At 66.7% G+C, this 20,767-nt stretch carries 19 protein-coding genes; 3 read left to right on the top strand and 16 right to left on the bottom strand.

The window, feature by feature from the left end:
• Positions 1-7 precede the first annotated feature (7 nt).
• From QTI24_RS16405 to ruvC, 3 genes are read left to right on the top strand one after another with little or no spacing between them, the layout of a single operon-like run.
• Entirely contained in the window at positions 8-796 is a 789-nt protein-coding gene (locus QTI24_RS16405) for a lysophospholipid acyltransferase family protein (protein ID WP_286601803.1), read from the top strand.
• Entirely contained in the window at positions 797-1,861 is a 1,065-nt protein-coding gene (locus tag QTI24_RS16400) for a phosphatidate cytidylyltransferase (RefSeq protein WP_286601802.1), read from the top strand.
• Between the two features lie 7 nt (positions 1,862-1,868).
• Positions 1,869-2,417, top strand: coding sequence for a crossover junction endodeoxyribonuclease RuvC (gene ruvC / locus QTI24_RS16395; RefSeq protein ID WP_286601801.1), 549 nt, complete (start codon positions 1,869-1,871; stop codon positions 2,415-2,417).
• On the opposite strand, the gene QTI24_RS16390 is transcribed toward ruvC, so the two are convergent.
• The 16 genes from QTI24_RS16390 to rsmH all read right to left on the bottom strand — a co-directional run bounded on the left by QTI24_RS16390 (position 2,414) and on the right by rsmH (position 20,765).
• Positions 2,414-2,590 (bottom strand): hypothetical protein, encoded by a 177-nt coding sequence (locus QTI24_RS16390; protein WP_286601799.1) that lies wholly within the window; start codon positions 2,588-2,590, stop codon positions 2,414-2,416. The two genes, ruvC and QTI24_RS16390, sit on opposite strands and share 4 nt — an antisense overlap.
• Before the next feature lie 17 nt (positions 2,591-2,607).
• Positions 2,608-3,531 (bottom strand): UDP-3-O-acyl-N-acetylglucosamine deacetylase, encoded by a 924-nt coding sequence (gene lpxC, locus QTI24_RS16385; RefSeq protein ID WP_286601798.1) that lies wholly within the window; start codon positions 3,529-3,531, stop codon positions 2,608-2,610.
• Positions 3,532-3,610: 79 nt separating this feature from the next.
• Positions 3,611-4,816: a cell division protein FtsZ gene (gene ftsZ, locus QTI24_RS16380; RefSeq protein ID WP_286601797.1), complete on the bottom strand. Its 1,206-nt coding sequence runs from the start codon at positions 4,814-4,816 to the stop codon at positions 3,611-3,613.
• Between the two features lie 265 nt (positions 4,817-5,081).
• On the bottom strand, positions 5,082-6,311 hold the full coding sequence (gene ftsA, locus QTI24_RS16375; protein ID WP_286567997.1) for a cell division protein FtsA: 1,230 nt from the start codon (positions 6,309-6,311) through the stop codon (positions 5,082-5,084).
• A 17-nt stretch (positions 6,312-6,328) separates the two neighbouring features.
• Positions 6,329-7,111 carry a cell division protein FtsQ/DivIB gene (locus tag QTI24_RS16370; RefSeq protein ID WP_286601796.1) on the bottom strand — a complete coding sequence of 261 codons (783 nt, stop codon included), beginning with the start codon at positions 7,109-7,111 and terminating at the stop codon, positions 6,329-6,331.
• Positions 7,108-8,091, bottom strand: coding sequence for a D-alanine--D-alanine ligase (locus tag QTI24_RS16365; protein ID WP_286601795.1), 984 nt, complete (start codon positions 8,089-8,091; stop codon positions 7,108-7,110). The genes QTI24_RS16370 and QTI24_RS16365 overlap by 4 nt, the downstream gene beginning before the upstream one ends.
• The gene (murC, locus tag QTI24_RS16360) at positions 8,088-9,536 is read right to left on the bottom strand and encodes a UDP-N-acetylmuramate--L-alanine ligase (protein ID WP_286601793.1); all 1,449 of its coding nucleotides are present in this window, start codon (positions 9,534-9,536) and stop codon (positions 8,088-8,090) included. The genes QTI24_RS16365 and murC overlap by 4 nt, the downstream gene beginning before the upstream one ends.
• Positions 9,533-10,594 carry an undecaprenyldiphospho-muramoylpentapeptide beta-N-acetylglucosaminyltransferase gene (murG, locus tag QTI24_RS16355; RefSeq protein WP_286601791.1) on the bottom strand — a complete coding sequence of 354 codons (1,062 nt, stop codon included), beginning with the start codon at positions 10,592-10,594 and terminating at the stop codon, positions 9,533-9,535. Before murG ends, murC begins: the two co-directional genes overlap by 4 nt.
• On the bottom strand, positions 10,591-11,883 hold the full coding sequence (gene ftsW, locus QTI24_RS16350; RefSeq protein WP_286601788.1) for a putative lipid II flippase FtsW: 1,293 nt from the start codon (positions 11,881-11,883) through the stop codon (positions 10,591-10,593). The genes murG and ftsW overlap by 4 nt, the downstream gene beginning before the upstream one ends.
• Positions 11,880-13,598 (bottom strand): UDP-N-acetylmuramoyl-L-alanine--D-glutamate ligase, encoded by a 1,719-nt coding sequence (gene murD / locus QTI24_RS16345; RefSeq protein WP_286601787.1) that lies wholly within the window; start codon positions 13,596-13,598, stop codon positions 11,880-11,882. The genes ftsW and murD overlap by 4 nt, the downstream gene beginning before the upstream one ends.
• A gap of 4 nt (positions 13,599-13,602) precedes the next feature.
• On the bottom strand, positions 13,603-14,781 hold the full coding sequence (mraY, locus tag QTI24_RS16340) for a phospho-N-acetylmuramoyl-pentapeptide-transferase (RefSeq protein ID WP_286601786.1): 1,179 nt from the start codon (positions 14,779-14,781) through the stop codon (positions 13,603-13,605).
• Between the two features lie 18 nt (positions 14,782-14,799).
• On the bottom strand, positions 14,800-16,242 hold the full coding sequence (locus QTI24_RS16335) for a UDP-N-acetylmuramoyl-tripeptide--D-alanyl-D-alanine ligase (protein WP_286601784.1): 1,443 nt from the start codon (positions 16,240-16,242) through the stop codon (positions 14,800-14,802).
• Entirely contained in the window at positions 16,239-17,744 is a 1,506-nt protein-coding gene (locus tag QTI24_RS16330) for a UDP-N-acetylmuramoyl-L-alanyl-D-glutamate--2,6-diaminopimelate ligase (RefSeq protein ID WP_286601782.1), read from the bottom strand. Before QTI24_RS16330 ends, QTI24_RS16335 begins: the two co-directional genes overlap by 4 nt.
• Complete coding sequence (locus QTI24_RS16325; protein ID WP_286601780.1) at positions 17,744-19,498, bottom strand: peptidoglycan D,D-transpeptidase FtsI family protein; 1,755 nt, start codon at positions 19,496-19,498, stop codon at positions 17,744-17,746. Before QTI24_RS16325 ends, QTI24_RS16330 begins: the two co-directional genes overlap by 1 nt.
• Positions 19,499-19,840 carry a cell division protein FtsL gene (gene ftsL / locus QTI24_RS16320; RefSeq protein WP_286601778.1) on the bottom strand — a complete coding sequence of 114 codons (342 nt, stop codon included), beginning with the start codon at positions 19,838-19,840 and terminating at the stop codon, positions 19,499-19,501.
• A gap of 1 nt (position 19,841) precedes the next feature.
• On the bottom strand, positions 19,842-20,765 hold the full coding sequence (gene rsmH, locus QTI24_RS16315; protein WP_286601776.1) for a 16S rRNA (cytosine(1402)-N(4))-methyltransferase RsmH: 924 nt from the start codon (positions 20,763-20,765) through the stop codon (positions 19,842-19,844).
• Positions 20,766-20,767: the final 2 nt, after the last annotated feature.

Raw genomic sequence — 20,767 nt, 5'->3', positions numbered from 1 at the left:
CAGCTTCATGCTTGCCAAGTTCACGGGGTGGGGATTGCTGGCCTTGATCCGGTTGCTCACCGGCGCCCAGGCGCGGTGGTGGGGCTGCCCGCCCAAGGCCGAACAGCGGATCTACTTCGCCAATCACCAAAGCCATCTGGATCTCGTCATGATCTGGGCAGCCCTGCCCGAGGAACTGCGCGGCATCACGCGCCCGATCGCCGCGCGCGACTACTGGGCCAATACGCCCTTCAAGCGCTGGATCACGACTGAGGTCTTCAACGCGATCTACGTCGAGCGGGGTGGCGGTGCGCCGGTGGTGCCTCCCGCCCCGCCTGCGCAGCCACCTGCCGAGCGCATCGAACCGTCGTTCGACGACGTCCCGCCGCCGGACCCGGCGCCCGTCGAGCCATGGACGTCACAGGGCGAGCTGCCGCTGTCGCAGCCGGCCGCTGAGCCCGTAGCGGCCGCGACGCCCGGCAGCCTCGAAGCACTCGCGCCACTGCAGCCCCTGATCGAGGCCCTGCAAAGCGGCGACTCGATCATCATCTTTCCCGAAGGCACGCGCGGCCACACGGGCATGCCGCAGAAATTCAAGTCGGGCCTCTTCACGCTTGCGCAGATGTTCCCCGAAGCGGTGCTCGTGCCGGCCTGGATCGACAACGTCCAACGCGTCATGCCCAAGGGCGAAGTGGTGCCGGTGCCAATCCTCTGCTCGGTCACCTTCGGCGCGCCGATCCAGCTGGAAGAAGGTGAAGAGCGCCGTCCCTTTCTCGATCGGGCTCGCGAGGCGGTGGTTGCGCTGCGTGAGGTCTAGATGAACCAGTACCTCCGCAATCTTTCATCGACCCATCAGGTCGCCGCGCTCTTCTTCATCGTGTTCGGGCTGCTCTTCGTCGTGAGCACGGCGGTGTTCCTGCTGAGCTTGAGGGAACGTCGCAACCCGGTTCACGACGAGATCTGGCAGCGCGAGCTCCAACATTTCCGCTCGCTGCTGCGCACGACCTGGGTGATGGTGATCGTGTTCTGGGTCGGCTGGGCACTGGGCGAGAAGGTCGCGACGCTGCTCTTTGCGCTCATCTCCTTCTTCGCGCTGCGCGAGTTCATCACCCTGTCGCCGACGCGGCGCGGCGACCACCGCAGCCTGATCCTGGCCTTCTTCGTCGTGCTGCCGATCCAGTTCTGGCTGGTGGCGACCGCGCACTTCGACTTGTTCACTGTGTTCATCCCGGTGTACGTCTTCCTCGCGATTCCGGTCGTGAGTGCGCTGGCCGACGATCCGAGCCACTTCCTCGAGCGCAATGCCAAGCTGCAATGGGGAATCATGGTCTGCGTCTACGGCATGAGCCATGTGCCAGCGCTCCTGCTGCTGTCCTTTCCGGGCTACCAGGGCAAGAACGCGTTCCTTGTCTTTTATCTGGTGTTCGTGGTGCAGACGTGCATGCTGGTGCAGCACCTGGTGTCGCGCCGCAAGACCATGCCGGTGGAAGGCGCTCCGCTGCCGGAGCCGCCGAAAGGCTGGCTGGCCAAGGCTCGGTACCGGCTCTTCATGCAGCCGCCCTTTGCACCGAACGTGAGCCGCAGCTTCAACTGGACCAGCTGGGCGCTGGGCATGGCGATCGCGAGCGTGGTCGGCGCGCTTCTTTCCTTCATCACCCCGTTCAAGTATGGCCAGGCGCTCGCGATGTCACTGATCGCTTGCGCAGCGGGCTCGATGGGCCATCTCGTGATGAAGGCCCTCAAGCGCGACCGCGGCATCCCCAACTGGGGCCGGCGCGGTGTCGGCGTCACGGGCGCCAACGGCTTGCTGGACCGCGTCGATGCGCTCTGCTTCGCCGCGCCGGTCTTCTTCCACGCGGTGCGCTGGTACTTCGACGTGTGAGCCTCTGATGCGCATCCTCGGCATCGACCCCGGACTGCAGACCACCGGCTTCGGCGTGGTCGACATGGACGGCCATGCGCTGCGCTACGTCGCGAGCGGCACCATCAGCACCAAGCACCTGGCACGCGGCGAACTTCCTGCGCGTCTCAAGGTGCTCTTCGACGGCATCGGCGAGATTGCCGAGCGCTACAAGCCCGATGCGGCGGCAGTGGAGATCGTGTTCGTCAACGTCAATCCGCAATCCACGCTGCTGCTGGGCCAGGCGCGCGGTGCCTGCATCACCGCGCTGGTCACCAGCAACCTCACGGTGGCCGAATACACGGCCCTGCAGATGAAGCAGGCCGTCGCGGGCCATGGAGGCGCCGCCAAGGCGCAGGTGCAGGAGATGGTCAAGCGGCTTCTCCAACTCCCCGGCGTGCCCGGCAGCGATGCGGCCGATGCACTGGGCATCGCGATCACGCATGCGCACGTCGGAGCATCGATGGCGCGACTCGGGCAAGCCACGGCGCTTGGGCGGAGCACCAGCGGGATGTATCGACAGGGGCGGACGCGCTAGAACGCCCGCTCGGCAATGAGCACCGCGAAGAAGCCGAAGGCTGCAAGCAAGGTCCACTTGAGCACGATCCAGCCGAAGCGGCGGTACTTGAGCTGACCGGTGCCGGCATAGAACGCGAAAGACATCCCGGCCACGAGCAGCAGCAGCAGGATGGCCCAGCGGAAGATCAGCATCGGATGGAGGGGCCGGGCTACCAGGCGCGGGCGACTTCGGCGAAGCCGACCGGTGCGCGCTTCTCATCGTCGAAGGTCACGATCTCGTGGGCGTCGTCGTGCGCGAGCAGTTCGCGCAGCAGCTTGTTGTTGAGCGCATGGCCCGAGCGGAAGGCGCTATAGGCGGCCAGGAGCGGCTGCCCGATGACGTAGAGGTCGCCCATCGCGTCCAGGATCTTGTGCTTGACGAACTCGTCGTCGTAGCGCAACCCGCCCGCATTGAGCACCTTGGTGTCGTCCATCACGATCGCGTTGTCGAGCCCGCCCCCGAGCGCCAGTCCCCTCGACCGCATGTACTCGACTTCCTTGGTGAAGCCGAAGGTGCGTGCGCGCGCGATGTCGCGGCTGTAGGAGCCGCTGCCGAGGTCGAACTCGACCCGTTGGCCGGTCGAGTTGACGACGCGATGGTCGAAATCGATCTCGAAGCTGAGCTTGAAGCCATGGTACGGGTCGAGCCGTGCCCACTTGGCATCGGCGCCCTCTCCCTCGCGTACCTCGACCGGCCGGGTGACGCGGATGAAGCGGCGAGGCGCGCTCTGGAGTTCGATGCCCGCGCTTTGCAGCAGGAACACGAAGGACGAGGCGGAGCCGTCGAGGATTGGCACCTCGTCGGCCGTGATGTCGATCTGCAGATTGTCGATGCCGAGGCCTGCGCAGGCCGACATCAGATGCTCGACGGTCTGCACCTTGGCGCCGCCCGACGACACGGTCGAGGCGAGCCGGGTGTCGGTGACGGCCTCGGCCGTCATCGGGATCTCGACCGGTTCGGGCAGGTCCACACGGCGGAACACGATGCCGTGGTTCACCGGCGCCGGCCGGAGCGTGAGTTCCACGCGCTGCCCGCTGTGCAGGCCGACGCCTACCGCACGGGTAATGGATTTGAGGGTTCTTTGTGGAAGCACGGGCGAGATTTTAGAAGCGCGAGGCGTCCGGCGCACCGTCCGCCTCGCTATGTCCGCAATAGCCTCCACCGGGAACCCGTCAGTCGGCTTGGCGACGGAGGAAGGCCGGGATCTCGAAATCGTCCATGCCGCCCGACGACAGCGCGTCCACCTTGGCCGCGGCCATGGTGCGATTGGTGCGCCACACGCTGGGCACGGCCATGCCGTCGTAGTTGGGCTGGCTGCTTGCATGCCCATGTCCGCTGCCGAGCGTCGGGACGTTGAAAGGGATGTTGTCGGTGCCGGTGCGGATGACTTCGAGCGTCGGTGCCTGACGGCGTGCATCCTGGCGCGACAGGCCGGTCGCGACCACGGTGACGCGCATCTCGTCGCCGAGGTTGTCGTCGTAGGCGGCGCCGTAGATCACGTGCGCATCAGGCGAGGCGTAGGCCCGGATCGTGTTCATCGCGAGCTTGGATTCGCTCAGCTTGAGCGAGGACTTCGACGCGGTCACGAGCACCAGCACGCCCTTGGCGCCCGATAGGTCGATGCCTTCGAGCAGCGGGCAGGCCACGGCCTGCTCGGCGGCGATGCGCGCGCGGTCCGGGCCGCTGGCGGCGGCCGTGCCCATCATGGCCTTGCCGGGTTCACCCATCACGGTGCGCACGTCTTCGAAGTCGACGTTCACGCCGCCGTACTCGTTGATGATCTCCGAGATGCCGCCCACGGCGTTCTTGAGCACGTCGTTGGCATGCGCGAAGGCTTCGTCCTGAGTGACGTCCTCGCCGAGCACGTCGAGCAGCTTCTCGTTGAGCACGACGATCAGCGAATCGACGTTGGCTTCGAGTTCGGCCAGGCCGGCATCGGCATTGGTCATGCGGCGGCCGCCTTCCCAATCGAAGGGCTTGGTCACCACGCCGACCGTGAGGATGCCCATTTCCTTGGCGACGCGCGCGATCACCGGCGCAGCGCCGGTGCCCGTGCCGCCGCCCATGCCGGCCGTGATGAACAGCATGTGCGCGCCGGCGATCGACTCGCGGATGTCGTCGATCGCCGCCTCTGCGGCGTCGCGGCCCTTCTCGGGCTTGCTGCCGGCGCCCAGCCCGTTGGTGCCGAGCTGGATGGTCTTGTGCGCATTGCTGCGCGACAGGGCCTGCGCATCGGTGTTGGCGCAGACGAACTGCACGCCCTGCACGCCACGCTCCATCATGTGGGCGACCGCGTTCCCGCCACCGCCGCCGACGCCGATCACCTTGATCTGCGTACCTTGGTTGAACTCTTCGATCTCGATCATTTCGATAGCCATTTTTCTGACTCCTTGAATTTGCAGTTGCCGTTTGATTGCGAATGAATTTGTTGTTGGAACCGAGAACGCTTATGGCGGTGGACCTGTTCGTCGCCATCGCTCGTTGAAATGACGCGGCGGCCCGGCACGGGCCAGCCAAAGGGGAAAAGCATTCATCGCAGCGCCCCCATTCCAGAAACGCCATGGATCCGGCTCCGCCGGTCCGCCGGCGTTGCCCCCTGCAAGGGGGTGGGCGGCCACACGCAGTGGGCAAGCCTGGGGGTCATCAAAAGTTCCCCACGATGAAGTCCTTGAAGCGGCCAAAAGCCGTCTTCACGGAACCGTTCTTTTGTGCAACCTTGAAGCCGCGCAGGCGTGCGTAGCGCGCTTCCTCGAGCAGGCCCATCACGGTCGCGGCGCGCGGCTGGGCGACCATGTCCGACAGCGCACTCGAATACTTCGGGATGCCGCGACGCACGGGCTTCAGGAAGATGTCTTCGCCCAACTCGACCATCCCGGGCATCACCGCGCTGCCGCCGGTGAGCACCACGCCCGAAGAGAGCACTTCTTCATAGCCCGACTCGCGGATCACCTGCTGGACGAGCGAGAAGATCTCCTCGATGCGCGGCTCGATCACGCCGGCCAGCGCCTGCTTGCTCAGCATGCGCGGGCCGCGGTCGCCGAGGCCCGGCACTTCGACCTGCGTGTCAGGATCGGCCAGCAGCTGCTTCGCATAGCCGTTCTCGACCTTGATGTCTTCGGCGTCCTTGGTCGGCGTGCGCAGCGCCATTGCGATGTCGCTGGTGATCAGGTCCCCGGCGATCGGGATCACGGCCGTGTGTCGGATCGCGCCGTTGGTGAAGATCGCGACGTCCGTCGTGCCGGCACCGATATCGACCAGCACCACGCCGAGCTCTCGCTCGTCCTCGGTCAGCACGGCCTGGCTGGAAGCCAGCGGATTCAGCATCAGCTGGTCGACCTCGAGCCCGCAGCGGCGCACACACTTGATGATGTTCTCGGCCGCGCTCTGCGCGCCGGTGACGATGTGCACCTTCGCTTCCAGGCGCATGCCGCTCATGCCGATCGGCTCCTTCACGTCCTGGCCGTCGATCACGAATTCCTGCGGCTCGACCAGCAGCAAGCGCTGGTCGCTGGAGATGTTGATCGCGCGCGCCGTCTCGACCACGCGGGCTACATCGGCTGGCGTGACTTCCCTGTCCTTGACCGCGACCATGCCGCTCGAATTGATGCCACGGATGTGGCTGCCGGTGATACCGGTGTAGACACGGCTGATCTTGCAGTCGGCCATCAGCTCGGCTTCCTTGAGCGCCTGCTGGATGCTCTGCACCGTGGCGTCGATGTTCACCACCACGCCGCGCTTGAGCCCGTTGCTCGGGGCGATGCCGAGACCGGCCAGTTTGAGCTCGCCGTTGGACTGCACCTCGGCTACCACCGCCATCACCTTGGCGGTGCCGATGTCGAGGCCGACAACGAGATCTTTGTACTCTTTGGACATGAATCTTCCTCTAATCGCTATTTCTTCTTGGGGTCGGGAACGACCGTGGTGACGCCGCGCAGCCGCAGCGCGTAACCCTCGTTGTGCCGCAAGTCGGCACCCTCGACCGCCGCAACCGTGCGCCCGTACTGGCTCGCCACCGGCGTCACGGTCCGCAGAAAACGCTGCGTGCGGGCGGCGACCTCGTCGCCCTGCCCGCGCCCCAGTTCGATGACGGCCCCCGAATCGAGCACCGCCCGCCAACTGCCGCGGCTCGACAGGCTCAACTCTTCGATCGACAGGTCGTAGGGCTGGAACAGCGGCGCGAGCACCCGGTACATGCCCAGCACCTGGCCCGCCTGTTCGGTCGGTCCGTCGAGGTGAGGGAGACGGTCGTCCACCTCCGCCACATTGGCCTCGAAGACTTCGCCGAAGCCGTTGATGAGCTTCGAGCCGGCTTCGTCGCCCCAATGCGCGACAGGCACATGCTCGGTCAGCGTGGCACGCAACTTGTTCGGGAACTCGCGGCGCACGACCGCCTTGCGCACCCAGGGCACCGTCTCGAAGGCGGTGCGCGCGCGCGCCAGGTCGACCGTGAAGAAGTTGCCCGCCAGCTGCGGTGCGACATTGGCGCGCAGCGTGACGACGTTGTTGTGCGTGACCTCGCCGTCCACCTTGATGCCGGCAAGCGGGAAGAAAGGCTGGCGCAGCACCCACCATGCACCCGCAGCCAGCAGGGTGAGCGCGAACAGCGCGAACACCAGTGTCGCGGTCACGTTCATCAGCTTGACGTCGAAGGGCACGGGGATGCTGTCGCTCACGGGCTGGCCTCTTTCAGTCCAGAGCCGGAATCCAGCGTCGCGGTGGCGAGCACGCGCAGGCACAGGTCCTCGTAGCCGATGCCTGCCGCGCGCGCCGACATGGGCACCAGCGAGTGCGAGGTCATGCCCGGCGATGTGTTCATCTCCAGCAGGAAAGGCTTGCGGTCGCTGGCGCGGATCATCAGATCGGCGCGCCCCCAGCCGCGGCAACCGAGCTGGTGGTAGGCCGCCAGCGTGATGCGCCTGATCTCATGCTCCTCGTCGGCCGGCAGGCCGCTCGGGCAGTGGTACTTCACGTCGTCGGTGAAGTACTTGTTCTGGTAGTCATAGGCGCCTTCGGGTGCGGCGATGCGCACCACCGGCAGCGCGACGGCGTCCAGGCCGCTGCCCAGCACGGCACAGGTGACTTCCTCGCCCTCGATGAATTCCTCGCAGAGCACATCGGCGTCGTAGCGGATCGCGAGCGAGACGGCGTCCTGCATCTGCGAGTACCCGACCACCTTCGTCACGCCAATGGATGAGCCCTCGCGCGGCGGCTTCACGATCAGCGGCAGGCCCAGCACGTCGGGGACGGCGTTGATCTGCTCGCGGCTTTGCTGGTCGAAGGCCAGCCGCACATAGCGCGGGGTCGGCAAGCCGTCGGCGTGCCAGATGCGCTTGGTCATGACCTTGTCCATCGCCACGCTCGACGCCATCACGCCGGATCCGGTGTACGGAATGCCGAGCAGTTCGAGCGCGCCCTGCACCGTGCCATCTTCGCCATGGCGGCCGTGCAGCACGACGAAGCAGCGCGCGAAGCCCTCGCGCTTGAGTTCGCTCAGCTCACGCTCTGCCGGGTCGAAGGCATGCGCGTCGACGCCGCGCGATCGCAACGCCTCGAGCACGCCCGTGCCGGACATGATGGAGATCTCGCGTTCGGCCGAACTGCCGCCAAAAAGGACGGCGACCTTGCCGAAGCCCTTGGGATCCACAAGGCTCACAGCGCCCTCCCTTCGCCCGTCGGGCGCTCTGATTTCGGAGGCACCGTGGCGCCACCCAGTTCAACCACTTTCGCGGGCACGGCGCCGATCGAACCCGCGCCCATGCAGATCACGACGTCACCCTCGCGCGCGTTGTCCAGGATCGCCTGAGGCATCGCGGCGATTTCGTCGACGAACACGGGCTCGACCTTGCCCGCCACGCGCAGGGCGCGCGCCAGCGAGCGGCCGTCCGCCGCCACGATCGGCGCTTCGCCGGCCGCGTAGACCTCGCCCAGCAGCACCGCATCGGCCTGCCCGATGACCTTCACGAAGTCCTCGAAGCAGTCCCGCGTGCGCGTGAAGCGGTGCGGCTGGAAGGCCAGCATCAGGCGCCGGCCCGGGAAGGCACCGCGCGCGGCGGCGATCGTCGCCGCCATCTCGACTGGATGGTGGCCATAGTCGTCGATCAGCGTGAAGCTGCCCGCGTCGTGCGACGGGACTTCGCCATAGCGCTGGAAGCGCCGGCCCACGCCCTTGAAGTCGGCGAGGCCGTGCTGCACCGCCTCATCGGGCACACCGAGCTCGACCGCCACCGCGATCACCGACAGCGCATTGCGCACGTTGTGCTCGCCGGGCAGGTTCAGCACGATGTCCAGGTCCGGCAACGTCACGCCGTTGCGGCGCTGCGCGGTGAAGTGCATCTGCGAACCCACTGCGCGCACATTGACCGCGCGCACCTGGGCGTCCTCGCCGAAGCCGTAGCTCGTCACCGGGCACGACACTTCCGTGACGATCTCGCGCACGGCAGGATCGTCGGTGCACAGGATCGCGACGCCGTAGAAGGGCATGCGATGCAGGAAGTCGACGAAGGCCTTCTTGAGTTTCGCGAAATCGTGCCCGTAGGTCTCCATGTGGTCGGCGTCGATGTTCGTGACCACCGCCATCACGGGCAGCAGGTTCAGGAACGATGCGTCCGACTCGTCGGCCTCGACCACGATGTAGTCGCCGCTGCCGAGTTGCGCATTGGCGCCCGCGCTGTTGAGCCGGCCGCCGATCACGAAGGTCGGATCGAGCCCGGCGGCCGCGAGCACGCTCGCGACCAGGCTCGTCGTCGTGGTCTTGCCGTGAGTGCCGGCAATGGCGATGCCCTGCTTCAGCCGCATCAGCTCGGCCAGCATCAACGCACGCGGCACCACGGGGATGCGCTTCTCGCGCGCGGCAACCACTTCAGGGTTGTCGGCCTGCACGGCGGTCGAGGTGACGACCGCGTCCGCGCCGGCGATGTTTGTCGCGTCATGGCCTACGCAGGTCGTGATGCCGAGGCCGGCGAGGCGCCGCAGCGTCGCGCTGTCGGAAAGGTCCGAGCCCGAGATCTTGTAGCCAAGGTTGAGCAGCACTTCGGCGATGCCGCTCATGCCCGATCCTCCGACGCCGACGAAATGGATGTGACGAATCGCGTGCTTCATTTGGCAAGCTCCTCGCAGGCGCGGACGACGATGTCGACCGCTTGGGTTTTCTGCATCGTCTTGGCCTTCACGGCGCGTTCAATGAGCGCTTCGCGCCCGGTCTTCTTTAGCAAATCGGCCAGCAATTGAGGTGTGAGTTCGGTTTGTTGAACGAGCCAGCCGCCGCCCGCGTCGACAAGAAAGCGGGCGTTGGTGGTCTGGTGATCGTCCACAGCGGATGGGAAAGGCACGAACAGCGCTGCTGCGCCGACGGCCGCGATTTCGGTGACGGTGCTTGCGCCGGCGCGCGCGACGATCAGGTCGGCATCGGCGTAAGCGCGAGCGGTATCCTCGATGAAGGGCGTCAATTCGCCTTCGACGCCCGCGGCCGCATAGTTGGCCCGGAGTTCGTCGATCTGCTTGGCGCCGCTCTGGTGCGTGACACGGGGGCGTTGTGCCGGCGCGATCAGGGCCAGCGCCTTCGGCACCACGGCATTGAGCGCCTTCGCACCGAGACTACCGCCGACCACGAGCAATTGCAGCGGACCCGTGCGGTTCGCAAAACGCGTCGCCGGGTCGGGCTGCGAAGTGAACGCTGCGCGCAGCGGATTGCCGACCCATTGCGCTTTCTTGAGCACATTGGGGAACGCGGTGAAGACCCGGTCGGCCACGCTCGCGAGCACCTTGTTGGCAAGCCCGGCCACCGAGTTCTGCTCGTGCAGCACCAGCGGCTTGCCGAGCAGCACGCTCATCATGCCGCCCGGAAAGGTGATGTAGCCGCCCAGGCCGACCACCACGTCCGGCCGCACGCGGCGCACGACGCCGATGCTCTGCCAGAAGGCGCGCAGCAGGCGCATGGGCAGCAGCGCCAGCGTGATCGGCCCCTTGCCCCGCACGCCGCCGAACTGCACCGGCTCGAAGGCGAAGCCGCGCGGCGGCACGAGTTGATGTTCCATGCTGCCGGGCGCACCCAGCCAATGCACGCGCCAGCCGCGCTCGCGCAGAGCCTCGGCCACGGCGAGACCCGGGAAGATGTGCCCTCCGGTGCCGCCGGCCATGACGAGCGCGGTCCGCGTCATACCCTGCCCCCACGCATCAGCACACGGTTTTCGTAGTCGATGCGCAGCACGACGGCCAGCGCCACCACGTTCATCAGGATGGCCGAGCCGCCGAAGCTCATCAGTGGCAAGGTCAAGCCCTTGGTCGGCAGCGCGCCGAGGTTCACGCCCATGTTGATGAAGGTCTGGAAGCCGATCCAGATGCCGACACCCTGCGCCACCAGGCCGGAGAACACACGGTCGAGCGCGATGGCCTGGCGGCCGATGTGCATGACCCGCCGCGTGAGCCAGAGAAACAGGCCGATCGCGAGCAGCACGCCGACCAAGCCGAATTCCTCGCCGATCACGGCGAGCAGGAAGTCGGTGTGCGCTTCGGGCAGCCAGTGGAGCTTTTCGACGCTGCCGCCGAGGCCGACGCCGAAGACTTCGCCGCGCCCGATCGCGATCAGCGAATGCGACAGCTGATAGCCCTTGCCGAGCGCGTGCTCCTCGCTCCAAGGGTCGAGGTACGCGAAGATCCGTTCGCGGCGCCACGGGCTCGTCGCCACGATGGTGCCGAAGGCGATGACCACCAGCGTGGCGATCACGAAGAACATGCGGGCGTTGACGCCGCCCAGGAAGAGGATGCCCATCGCGATGACCGCGATCACCATGAAGGCGCCCATGTCGGGCTCGGCCATCACCAGCATGCCGACCACCACGACCGCAACGCCCATCGGCAGCACGGCGCGGAAGAAGCGCTCCTTGATCTCCATCTTGCGCACCATGTAGCTGGCGGCATAGAAGATCATTGCGAGCTTGGCCAGCTCCGAGGGCTGGAAGCGCATGAAGCCGAGCGGCAGCCAGCGGCGCGCGCCATTGACGTTGATGCCAATGTGCGGAATGAGCACTGCCATCAGAAGCAGCAGCGACACCACGAAGAGCCACGGCGCCGCGCGCTCCCAGGTCTTCATCGGCACCTGGAAGGTCAGCAGGCCCGCCACGAAGGCGATCGCGAGCGAAGCCGCGTGCCGCGTAAGGAAGAAGGTGGGGCTGTAACCGGCGCGCGCGAACCGCGGGTTGTCGGGCAGGGCGATGGATGCCGAATACACCATCACCAGCCCCCATGCCAGGAGCGCGAGCGTGACCCAGACCAGGGCTTGGTCGAAGCCGAGCACGCGGACGGGCACCGCCTTGGTCTGCGTCATGCCGGCGTTGCCCAGGCGCACCGGCAGATGCATGGGCAGTGCGTCGATGCCGCTCTTGGCGCGGCTGAACCAGCCGCTGAAGCGGCCGGTCTTGTTCGGCGTTGCGGCTGCCGTCGTGGTCATGCCGCCTCCCCCGTGTCGTCGCCACGCGGCGTTTCGGCAAGCGCCTCGACGGCCTCGCAGAAGACGGCGGCGCGGTGGGCGTAGTCCTTGAACATGTCGAAGCTCGCGCAGGCCGGCGAAAGCAGCACGGCATCGCCGGGATGCGCGCGGCCGGCAGCCATGATCACGGCTTCGGACAAGGACGCGGCGGACTGCATCGAGATGCCGGTGGACGCGAGCGCGGCCTCGATCAGCGGCGCATCGCGGCCGATGAGAACGACGGCACGCGCGTACTCGCGAACCGGCGCGGCCAGCGGCGCGAAGTCCTGGCCCTTGCCCTCGCCGCCGAGGATCACGACGACCTTGCGTTCCTCGCCGAGCCCAACCAGCGCCGCGACCGTCGCGCCGACGTTGGTGCCCTTGCTGTCGTCGAAGTACTCGACTTCGTCCACGATGGCTACCGGCTCGACCCGGTGCGGCTCGCCGCGGTACTCGCGCAGACCATAGAGCATCGGTGCAAGCTGGCAGCCGGCCGCCGTTGCGAGCGCCAGCGACGCCAGCGCGTTGAGCGCGTTGTGGCGGCCGCGGATGCGCAAGGCATTGGCGGGCATCAGGCGCTGGAAGTAGATCTCTTCTTCTTCGGCGGCAGCGCCGCGCTTGCGCTTCTGCGTCTCGTCGGCTTCCAGCGCCCGGACCAGCCAGGCCATGCCGTGGAGTCGCTCGATGCCATAGTCGCCGGGGCGCTTCGGCATGTCGGCGCCGAAGGTGATCACGGTACGCGCAACCTGGCCCTTGGGCAGCTTGACGGGCGCGGGCCGCATGGCCATGACTGCTTCGTCGTCGCGATTGAGCAGCATCGTGCCCTTCTTGCCGAAGACGCGTGCCTTGGCCGCCGCGTAGGCTGCCATGTCGCCGTGCCAGTCGAGGTGGTCTTGCGACAGGTTCAGCACCGTGGCCGCCGTCGGCTCGAAGCCTTCGACACCGTCGAGCTGGAAGCTGGACAACTCCAGCACCCAGACGTCCGGCAGTGTCTCGGCGTCCATGCGGGCCGACAGCGTGTCGAGCAAGGTGGGGCCGATGTTGCCGGCGACCGCGACCGTCTTGCCGGCGCGCTCCACCAGCTGGCCCGTGAGCGCGGTGACCGTGGTCTTGCCATTGGTGCCGGTGACTGCCAGCACCGCCGGGGTGTAGCCCTTTGGCTCCGGCGGCGGGATGATGACTTCAGGGAGCGGCGCGAAGGAATCGTCGTCCTCGTCGGGCGTTGTGGCGGGCTCTGCAGGCTCTGCGGCTTCGGCGGCATCCTGGACCGGGGTTTCCGATTCTTCCGCCGGCAACGCCTCGGCCGGTGCCTCGACGGCATCGACGGTCTCAGGCACCTCCGCAACTTCGACAATGCGCAAGTCCGCGAGCGCGCGTGCAAACAGATCCAGTTCGCCTCCCACCGGCAGGCCCACCGCCTTGGCCGCGTTGACCACGACAGCCACCGATTCCGGAGATAGCCCCGGCGAGCGGTACACGGCGCGAATCGGCGTGCCTTCCACCATCGCGGCCGAGAACGGCCCGCCGACGAACACCGCATCGGGCAACTCGTCGCGCAGCGTTGCCAGTTGCGGCGGCGCTTCGCGCGTATCGGCCACAGTGACCTTCGCGCCATGGCGCATGCACCAGCGCGCCATCGCCAGCCCGGACGCACCGAGGCCCAGGATGAGAACGTGGAGGTCTTCGAGGTGCCGCATCGTCTTAACGCAGCTTCAGGGTGGAAAGGCCCACGAGGCACAACAGCATCGTGATGATCCAGAAGCGCACCACGACCTGCGTCTCGCGCCAGCCGCTCTTTTCGAAGTGGTGGTGCAGCGGTGCCATCTTGAGCACGCGCCGTCCTTCGCCGAAGCGCTTCTTGGTGTACTTGAAGTACGTGACCTGCGCCATCACCGAGATCGCCTCGACCACGAAGATGCCACCCATCACGAAGAACACGATCTCCTGCCGCACGATGACGGCGATGGTGCCGAGCGCGCCGCCGAGCGCGAGCGCGCCCACGTCGCCCATGAACACCTGCGCCGGATGCGTGTTGAACCACAGGAACGCGAGTCCCGCGCCAGCCATGGCCGAGCAGAACACCAGCAGTTCGCCCGACCCCGGGATGTGCGGGAAGAGCAGGTAGCGCGAATACACCGCGCTGCCCGTGACGTACGCGAACACGCCGAGGGCGGAACCAACCATCACGACCGGCATGATCGCCAGGCCGTCCAAGCCGTCGGTGAGGTTCACCGCATTGCTCGCGCCGACGATCACCAGATAGGTCAGGATCACGAAGCCGATGCCGCCCAGCGGGTAGCTCACTTCCTTGAAGAAGGGCACCAGCAGGTTGATCTTCGGCGGAAAGTCCAGGTCGAAGCCCGAGCGGACCCAGGTGAAGAACAGTTCGAGCACGCGCCAGTTGGAGCTCTCGGAGATGCTGAAGAGCAGGTAGAAGCCCGCCACCAGCCCGACCACCGACTGCCAGAAATACTTCTCGCGCGAACGCATCCCCTCCGGATCCTTGCGCACCACCTTGCGCCAGTCATCGACCCAACCGATCGCGCCGAAGCCCAGCGTGACCCACAGGACGATCCAGACGAAGCGATTCGACAGGTCGAACCACAGCAGGGTCGAGAAGGCGATCGAGAACAGCACGAGCACGCCACCCATGGTCGGTGTTCCGCTCTTGGTCAGGTGGGTCTCCATGCCGTAGCTGCGTACCTGCTGGCCGATCTTGAGCGCCGTGAGGCGACTGATCACATAAGGGCCGGCGGCCAGGCCGAGCAGCAGCGCAGTCAGCGCCGCCATCAGCGCACGGAAGGTGAGGTATTGAAAGACGCGCAGGAAACCGAACTCCGGCGAGACCGTCTGCAGCCATTGGGCGAGGGTCATCAGCATGATGTGAACGGGCGCGGCTCATGCGGCATGACCGGCCTCCTTGTCTTGTTGTTGTGAGGCAGCGGCAATGGCCTGGACCACGCGCTCCATCTGCATGAAGCGCGATCCCTTCACCAGCACGCTCGCAGTGCCCGGCAATTGCGCGAGCACGGCCGCATTGAGAGAGTCGATGTCGTCGAAGTGGCGGGCGTCGGCGTCGCTCGCGCCCGCGAAGGCGGCGATGCTGTGCACCGATTCCTTGCCGAGTGCGAAGACGGTCTCGATGCCACGCTCGCGCGCCCACGCACCGACTTCGGCATGGAACTGCGGGCCCTGGTCACCGACTTCGCCCATGTCGCCGAGCACCAGAACGCGCGGGCCCGGCAGGCTGGCGAGCACGTCGACGGCGGCGCGCATCGAATCAGGGTTCGCGTTGTAGGTGTCGTCGACCAGGGTGATCGTGCGCTCGCCGGCAAAGCGGAGTTCAGTGGCCTTGGAACGCCCCTTGACCGGCTCGAACGCAGCGAGACCCTCGGCGATCTTGTCGAGCGATACGCCGCTCGCCAGCGAACAGGCGATCGCCGCCAGTGCATTGACCACGTTGTGGCGGCCGGCGATGCGCAGCGTGCTGCGCACCTCGCCCAGGGGCGTGCGGGCCTCGAACTGCCAAGCGCCGTGCTGCCAGTCGGCGGCCACCAGCGCGATGTCGGCGTCCTCATGCTCGCCGAAGGTCAGGCAGCGGCGGGTCGCGCCTTCGTGCGCGATCTCGTTCCACAGCGGTGTGAATTCGTCGCCGTACGGGAACACCGCGGTGCCCTCGGTTGGCAGGGCGGCGAAGATGGACGCGTTCTCGCGCGCGACGGCCTCGACCGTGGCCATGAATTCCTGGTGTTCACGCTGTGCGTTGTTGACCAGCGCGATATTGGGCCGCGAGATCGCGGCCAGCCGCGCGATCTCGCCCGGATGGTTCATGCCCAGCTCGACCACCGAACGCTGGTGGCGCGGGCGCAGGCGCAGCAGGGTCAGCGGCACGCCGATCTCGTTGTTGAAGTTGCCCGCCGTCGCAAGAGCGCCTTCGCCACAGGCCGTGCGCAGGATCGACGCGATCATCTGCGTCACGGTGGTCTTGCCGTTGCTGCCGGTAACGGCAATCAAGGGCAGTTCGAACTGGGAGCGCCAGCCGGACGCCAGCGCGCCGAGTGCGGCCAGGGTATCCGGCACCTCGAGTCCGGCGAGCCCGGCGGCTTCGAGCCCACGATGGGCAATGGCCGCCACCGCGCCGTGCGAGCGCGCGTCGGCCAGGAAGTCGTTGGCATCGAAACGTTCGCCCTTCAGCGCGACGAACAGGTCGCCAGCCGCGAGGGTGCGCGTGTCGGTGTGCACGCGGAGGATCGGCGTGGCGGCATCGCCGACGAGGCGCGCCCCGGGGATCCACGCCTGGGCCTGGCCGAGGGTCATCATGGGCACGGGTGCATCGGTCATACCGCGCTCCTCCGTGTCAGTGCATCGATCGCATGAGTGCGATCGGAGAAGGCGATGCGTTCGCCCGCGATTTCCTGCCACGCCTCGTGGCCCCGCCCTGCGAGCAGCACCACGTCTTCGGGCCGGGCCTGGGCCAGCGTGTCGGCAATCGCCTTCGCGCGATCGGGCTCGACCTGGGCGGCCTCGGGCCGTGCCAGGCCCAGCAAGATCTGGCTGATGATCGCTGCGGGCTTCTCGCTGCGCGGGTTGTCGCTGGTGACAACCACGCGGTCGGCCTGAGCTTCCGCCACCGCGGCCATCATGGGACGCTTGGCGTTGTCGCGATCGCCCCCGCAACCGAATATGCACCACAGCGCACCACCGCGCTGCTTCGTCAGTGGCCGCAGACCGGCGAGCGCCTTGTCGAGCGCGTCCGGTGTGTGGGCGTAGTCGACGACGGCCAACGGGTGGCCGGGCACGCTCAGGCGCTCCATGCGGCCCGGCACGCTGTCGAGCCCTGTGCACGCTTGCACGGCCTCTTCGAGCGACAGGCCGAGCGCGCGCAGGGTGCCGAGCACGCCCAGCAGATTCGCGACGTTGTATTGGCCGATCAATTGCGTCGACAGATGCTGCGTCGCCGCGCCCTGCTCCACCACGGAGAAGTGGAGGCCTTGCGCGTCGTAGCCGACGTCCTCGGCCCTCAGCCGCGCCGGGGCGCCTTCGGCCGACACGGTCCAGATATCGAGTGCCCCGACACCGGTCTCGACGAGATTGCCGACGAGTGAGGCGCCGTGCAAATCGTCGATGTTGACGACGGCCGCGCGCAGGCCTGGCCAGCGGAAAAGTTCAGCCTTGGCTTGCCAGTAGGCGTCCATGCTGCCGTGATAGTCCAGATGATCCTGCGTGAAATTGGTGAACACCGCAACGGCGATGCGCGTGCCGTCGAGCCGGCGCTCCACGATGCCGATGGACGAGGCCTCGATGGCGCAGGCGCGGAACCGGCGGTCCGCGAAGCCGCGCAGCTCGCGCTGCAGCAGCACCGGGTCGGGCGTGGTCAAGCCGGTGTAGGTGAGTTCAGGCGGAACGCCGACGCCCAATGTGCCAACGACGGCGCACGGCGTATCGACCGAATGTGCCGCCGACGACGACAAGGCTTGTGCCAGCCACCACGCGGTGGAAGTCTTGCCGTTGGTACCAGTGACGGCCAGGACGTCGAGCTGCGTCGACGGCATGTCGTAATAGGCTGCGGCGATCGGTCCGGTTGCGGCCTTCAGGCCGGGGTAAGTGGCGATGGCCTCACCCTCGAAACCGAATGCTGCGCAGCCCTCTTCCTCGACCAGGCAAGCCACCGCGCCTTGCGCCAGCGCGGCTGCCACATAGCGCCGGCCGTCCGTCGCGGCGCCGGGCCAGGCGATGAAACCATCGCCCGCAGCCACCGCGCGGCTGTCGGCGTGCAGCACGCCGCGCACGCGGGACCGGAGCCAGCGTGCGGCTTCGTCGGGGCTGCGAAGCGTCATCGTCATCAGAAGCTCTCTTCCACACCCTTGGTCACGACCAGGGGTTTGACCGCGAGGTCGGGCGGTACGTTCATCATGCGCAGCGTCTGTTGCACGACTTCGCTGAAGACGGGCGCTGCGACGAGGCCGCCGAAATACTGGCCGTTGCTCGGCTCGTCGATCATGACCGCCACGATGATGCGCGGCTTGTCGATCGGCGCCATGCCCGTGAACCAGGAGCGGTATTGCTTGCTGGCGTAGCCCCTGCCGACCTGCTTGTGGGCCGTCCCGGACTTGCCGCCCACCGAGTAGCCGATGGTCTGCGCGAGCGGGCCGGTGCCGCCCGGGCCGGCCGCCATCTGCAGCATCTTGCGCACCGCCAGCGCGTTCTGCGCGGAAAAGACCTTTACGCCAACCGCCGGCTCGCTGCTCTTGAGAATGGTCGCCGCGATGACGTCGCCATCGTGCGCGAATGCCGTGTACGAATGCGCCATCTGGAACAGCGACGCCGACAGGCCGTAGCCGTAGGCCATCGTCGCCTGCTCGACCGGCTTCCAGGACTTCCACGGACGCAGGCGGCCCGTGACCGCACCCGGAAACTGGATCTGCGGCTTCTGTCCGTAGCCCAGCGCCGTGTAGGTGTCCCACATCTCGTGAGGCGTCATCTTCTGGGCGATCTTCAGCGCGCCGATGTTGCTCGACTTCTGGATCACGCCCTCGACGGTCAGCGACCCGTAGTTGTGGGTGTCGCTGATGGTGAAGCCGCCCAGGCTGTAGCGGCCCGGCGCGGTATCGATCACGGTCTGCGGCTTGATCCGGCCGGCTTCGAGCGCCATTCCAACGGTGATCGGCTTCATCGTCGAGCCAGGCTCGAAGACGTCGGTCATCGCCCGGTTGCGAAGCTGCTCGCCGGTGAGGTTCTGGCGCTTGTCGGGCACGTAGCTCGGGTAGTTGGCCAGCGCCAACACCTCGCCCGTGATCGTGTCGAGCACGACCACGCTGCCGGCCTTGGCCTTGTGCATCGTCACGGCGTCGCGCAGCTTCTGGTAGGCGAAGAACTGCACCTTGCTGTCGACGCTGAGTTGGATGTCCTTGCCGTCCACCGGCGGCACCTGCTCGCCCACGCCCTCGACGACGCGTCCGAGCCGGTCCTTGATCACTCGGCGCGAACCGGCCTTGCCCGCCAAGTCCTTGTTGAAGGCGAGTTCGATGCCTTCCTGGCCGTTGTCCTCGACATTGGTGAAGCCCACCACGTGCGCGGCCGCCTCGCCCTCGGGGTACTGGCGCTTGTATTCCTTGCGCTGGTAGATGCCCTTGATGTTGAGCGCGGCGATCTGCTTGGCGATGGGTTCGTCGACCTGGCGCTTGATCCAGACGAAGGTCTTGTCCTCGTCTTCCAGCTTCTTGTCGAAATCCTTCTGCGGCATGCCGAGCAGCTTCGCGACCTGCCTGAGCTTGGCCTTGACTTCGGGATCGTCGCGCTCGACGTCCTCCGGGATCGCCCAGATGCTGGGCGCGACGACGCTCGAAGCCAGCAGCAGGCCGTTGCGGTCGAGGATGCGGCCGCGATTGGCCGGCAGTTCCAGCGTGCGGGTGAAGCGAACTTCCCCCTGGCGCTGGAAGAAGGCATTGCCGATCACCTGCACGTACGCCGCGCGTGCGGCCAGCACACCGAAGCCGAGCGCGATGCCGGCGACGATGAACTTGCTGCGCCAGACCGGCGTCTTGCTCGCGAGCAAGGGGCTGGTCGTGTACTGGACGCTGCGGCTGCGGCGAGGCATTTAATGAGCCCCCTTCGTCGAAGCCGTGCGCGGTGCCGGCGCCGTCGGCGCCGGTGCGGCGACCGCCGGAATCACGGTGCCGTCCTGCCGCACGTACTGCGTGATGGCCGGCGTGGTCGTGCGCATCTTGAGCTGCTCCTTGGCCAGCTTCTCGACGCGCAGGGGCGTGGCCTGCGCGCGCTTCTCGACCTGTAGCCGATCCTGGTCCAGCTCGAGGCGACGAGCCTCCAGCTCGATGCGGTGCAGTTCGGTATAGAGCTGGCGCGACATGTACTGCGTATGGACGAGAAAAATCGCCGAGGCCAGCACGGCGATCAGAAGAAGCAGGTTGAGTCGAGTCATGTCAACTCTCCGCCGTGCGCTCGGCCACGCGCAGGATCGCGCTGCGTGAGCGCGGATTGCCGTCGACTTCGGCCTGCGAAGGCTTGATGCGCCCCAGGGCACGCAGTTTCATCGCTTTCGGCACGGCAAAAGGCGCGCGGCGGTCGTAGACCTCGCGCGAATGCCTGGCGATGAACTGCTTCACGATGCGATCTTCCAGCGAGTGGAAGCTGATCACCGCGAGCCGGCCTTGGGGTTGCAACACGGCAAGACTCGCTTCTAGCGCCTGTTGCAGCTCTTCAAGCTCGGCGTTGATGAAAATCCGAAGAGCCTGAAATGTGCGCGTTGCAGGGTTCTGGCCCGGCTCGCGGGTTTTGACCGTGCCAGCCACGAGCTCGGCCAGCTCGGTGGTGGTTGAAACTGGGCCCCGTTCTTGTCGGCGAGCAACAATCGCCTTTGCAATCTGAACAGCAAACCGTTCTTCGCCATAGTCACGAATCACCTCCGCAATCTGCTGTGTTTCGGCCGTTGCCAGCCACTCGGCCACGCTCTCGCCGCGCGTGGTGTCCATGCGCATATCGAGCGGGCCGTCGAAACGAAAAGAAAAACCCCGTGCGGGGTTGTCGATCTGGGGAGAGCTGACACCGAGGTCCATCAGAAGACCTGACACACTCGCTGGCGGTAATTCCCCCAGGTCCTTGAATCCCTGGTGGCGGATGGAAAAACGCGCATCTTCGATGCGCGCTGCTTCGGCCACCGCTTCCGCGTCCTTGTCGAACGCAATCAGCCGGCCCGACGGCCCTAGCCTTTCCAGGATCGCGCGGCTGTGGCCGCCACGCCCGAAGGTCGCATCCACGTAGGTGCCGGTGACGTCCGAACCTTCCGGAAAGAGGGCGTCCACCGCTTCGTTCAACAAGACGGTCGTATGAATCCATGGCTGTTCCACGT

Origin of the sequence: Variovorax sp. J22P240, assembly GCF_030316855.1 — a bacterium.
Lineage (GTDB): Bacteria > Pseudomonadota > Gammaproteobacteria > Burkholderiales > Burkholderiaceae_C > Variovorax.
This window is presented reverse-complemented; position numbering and strand designations above follow the sequence as displayed.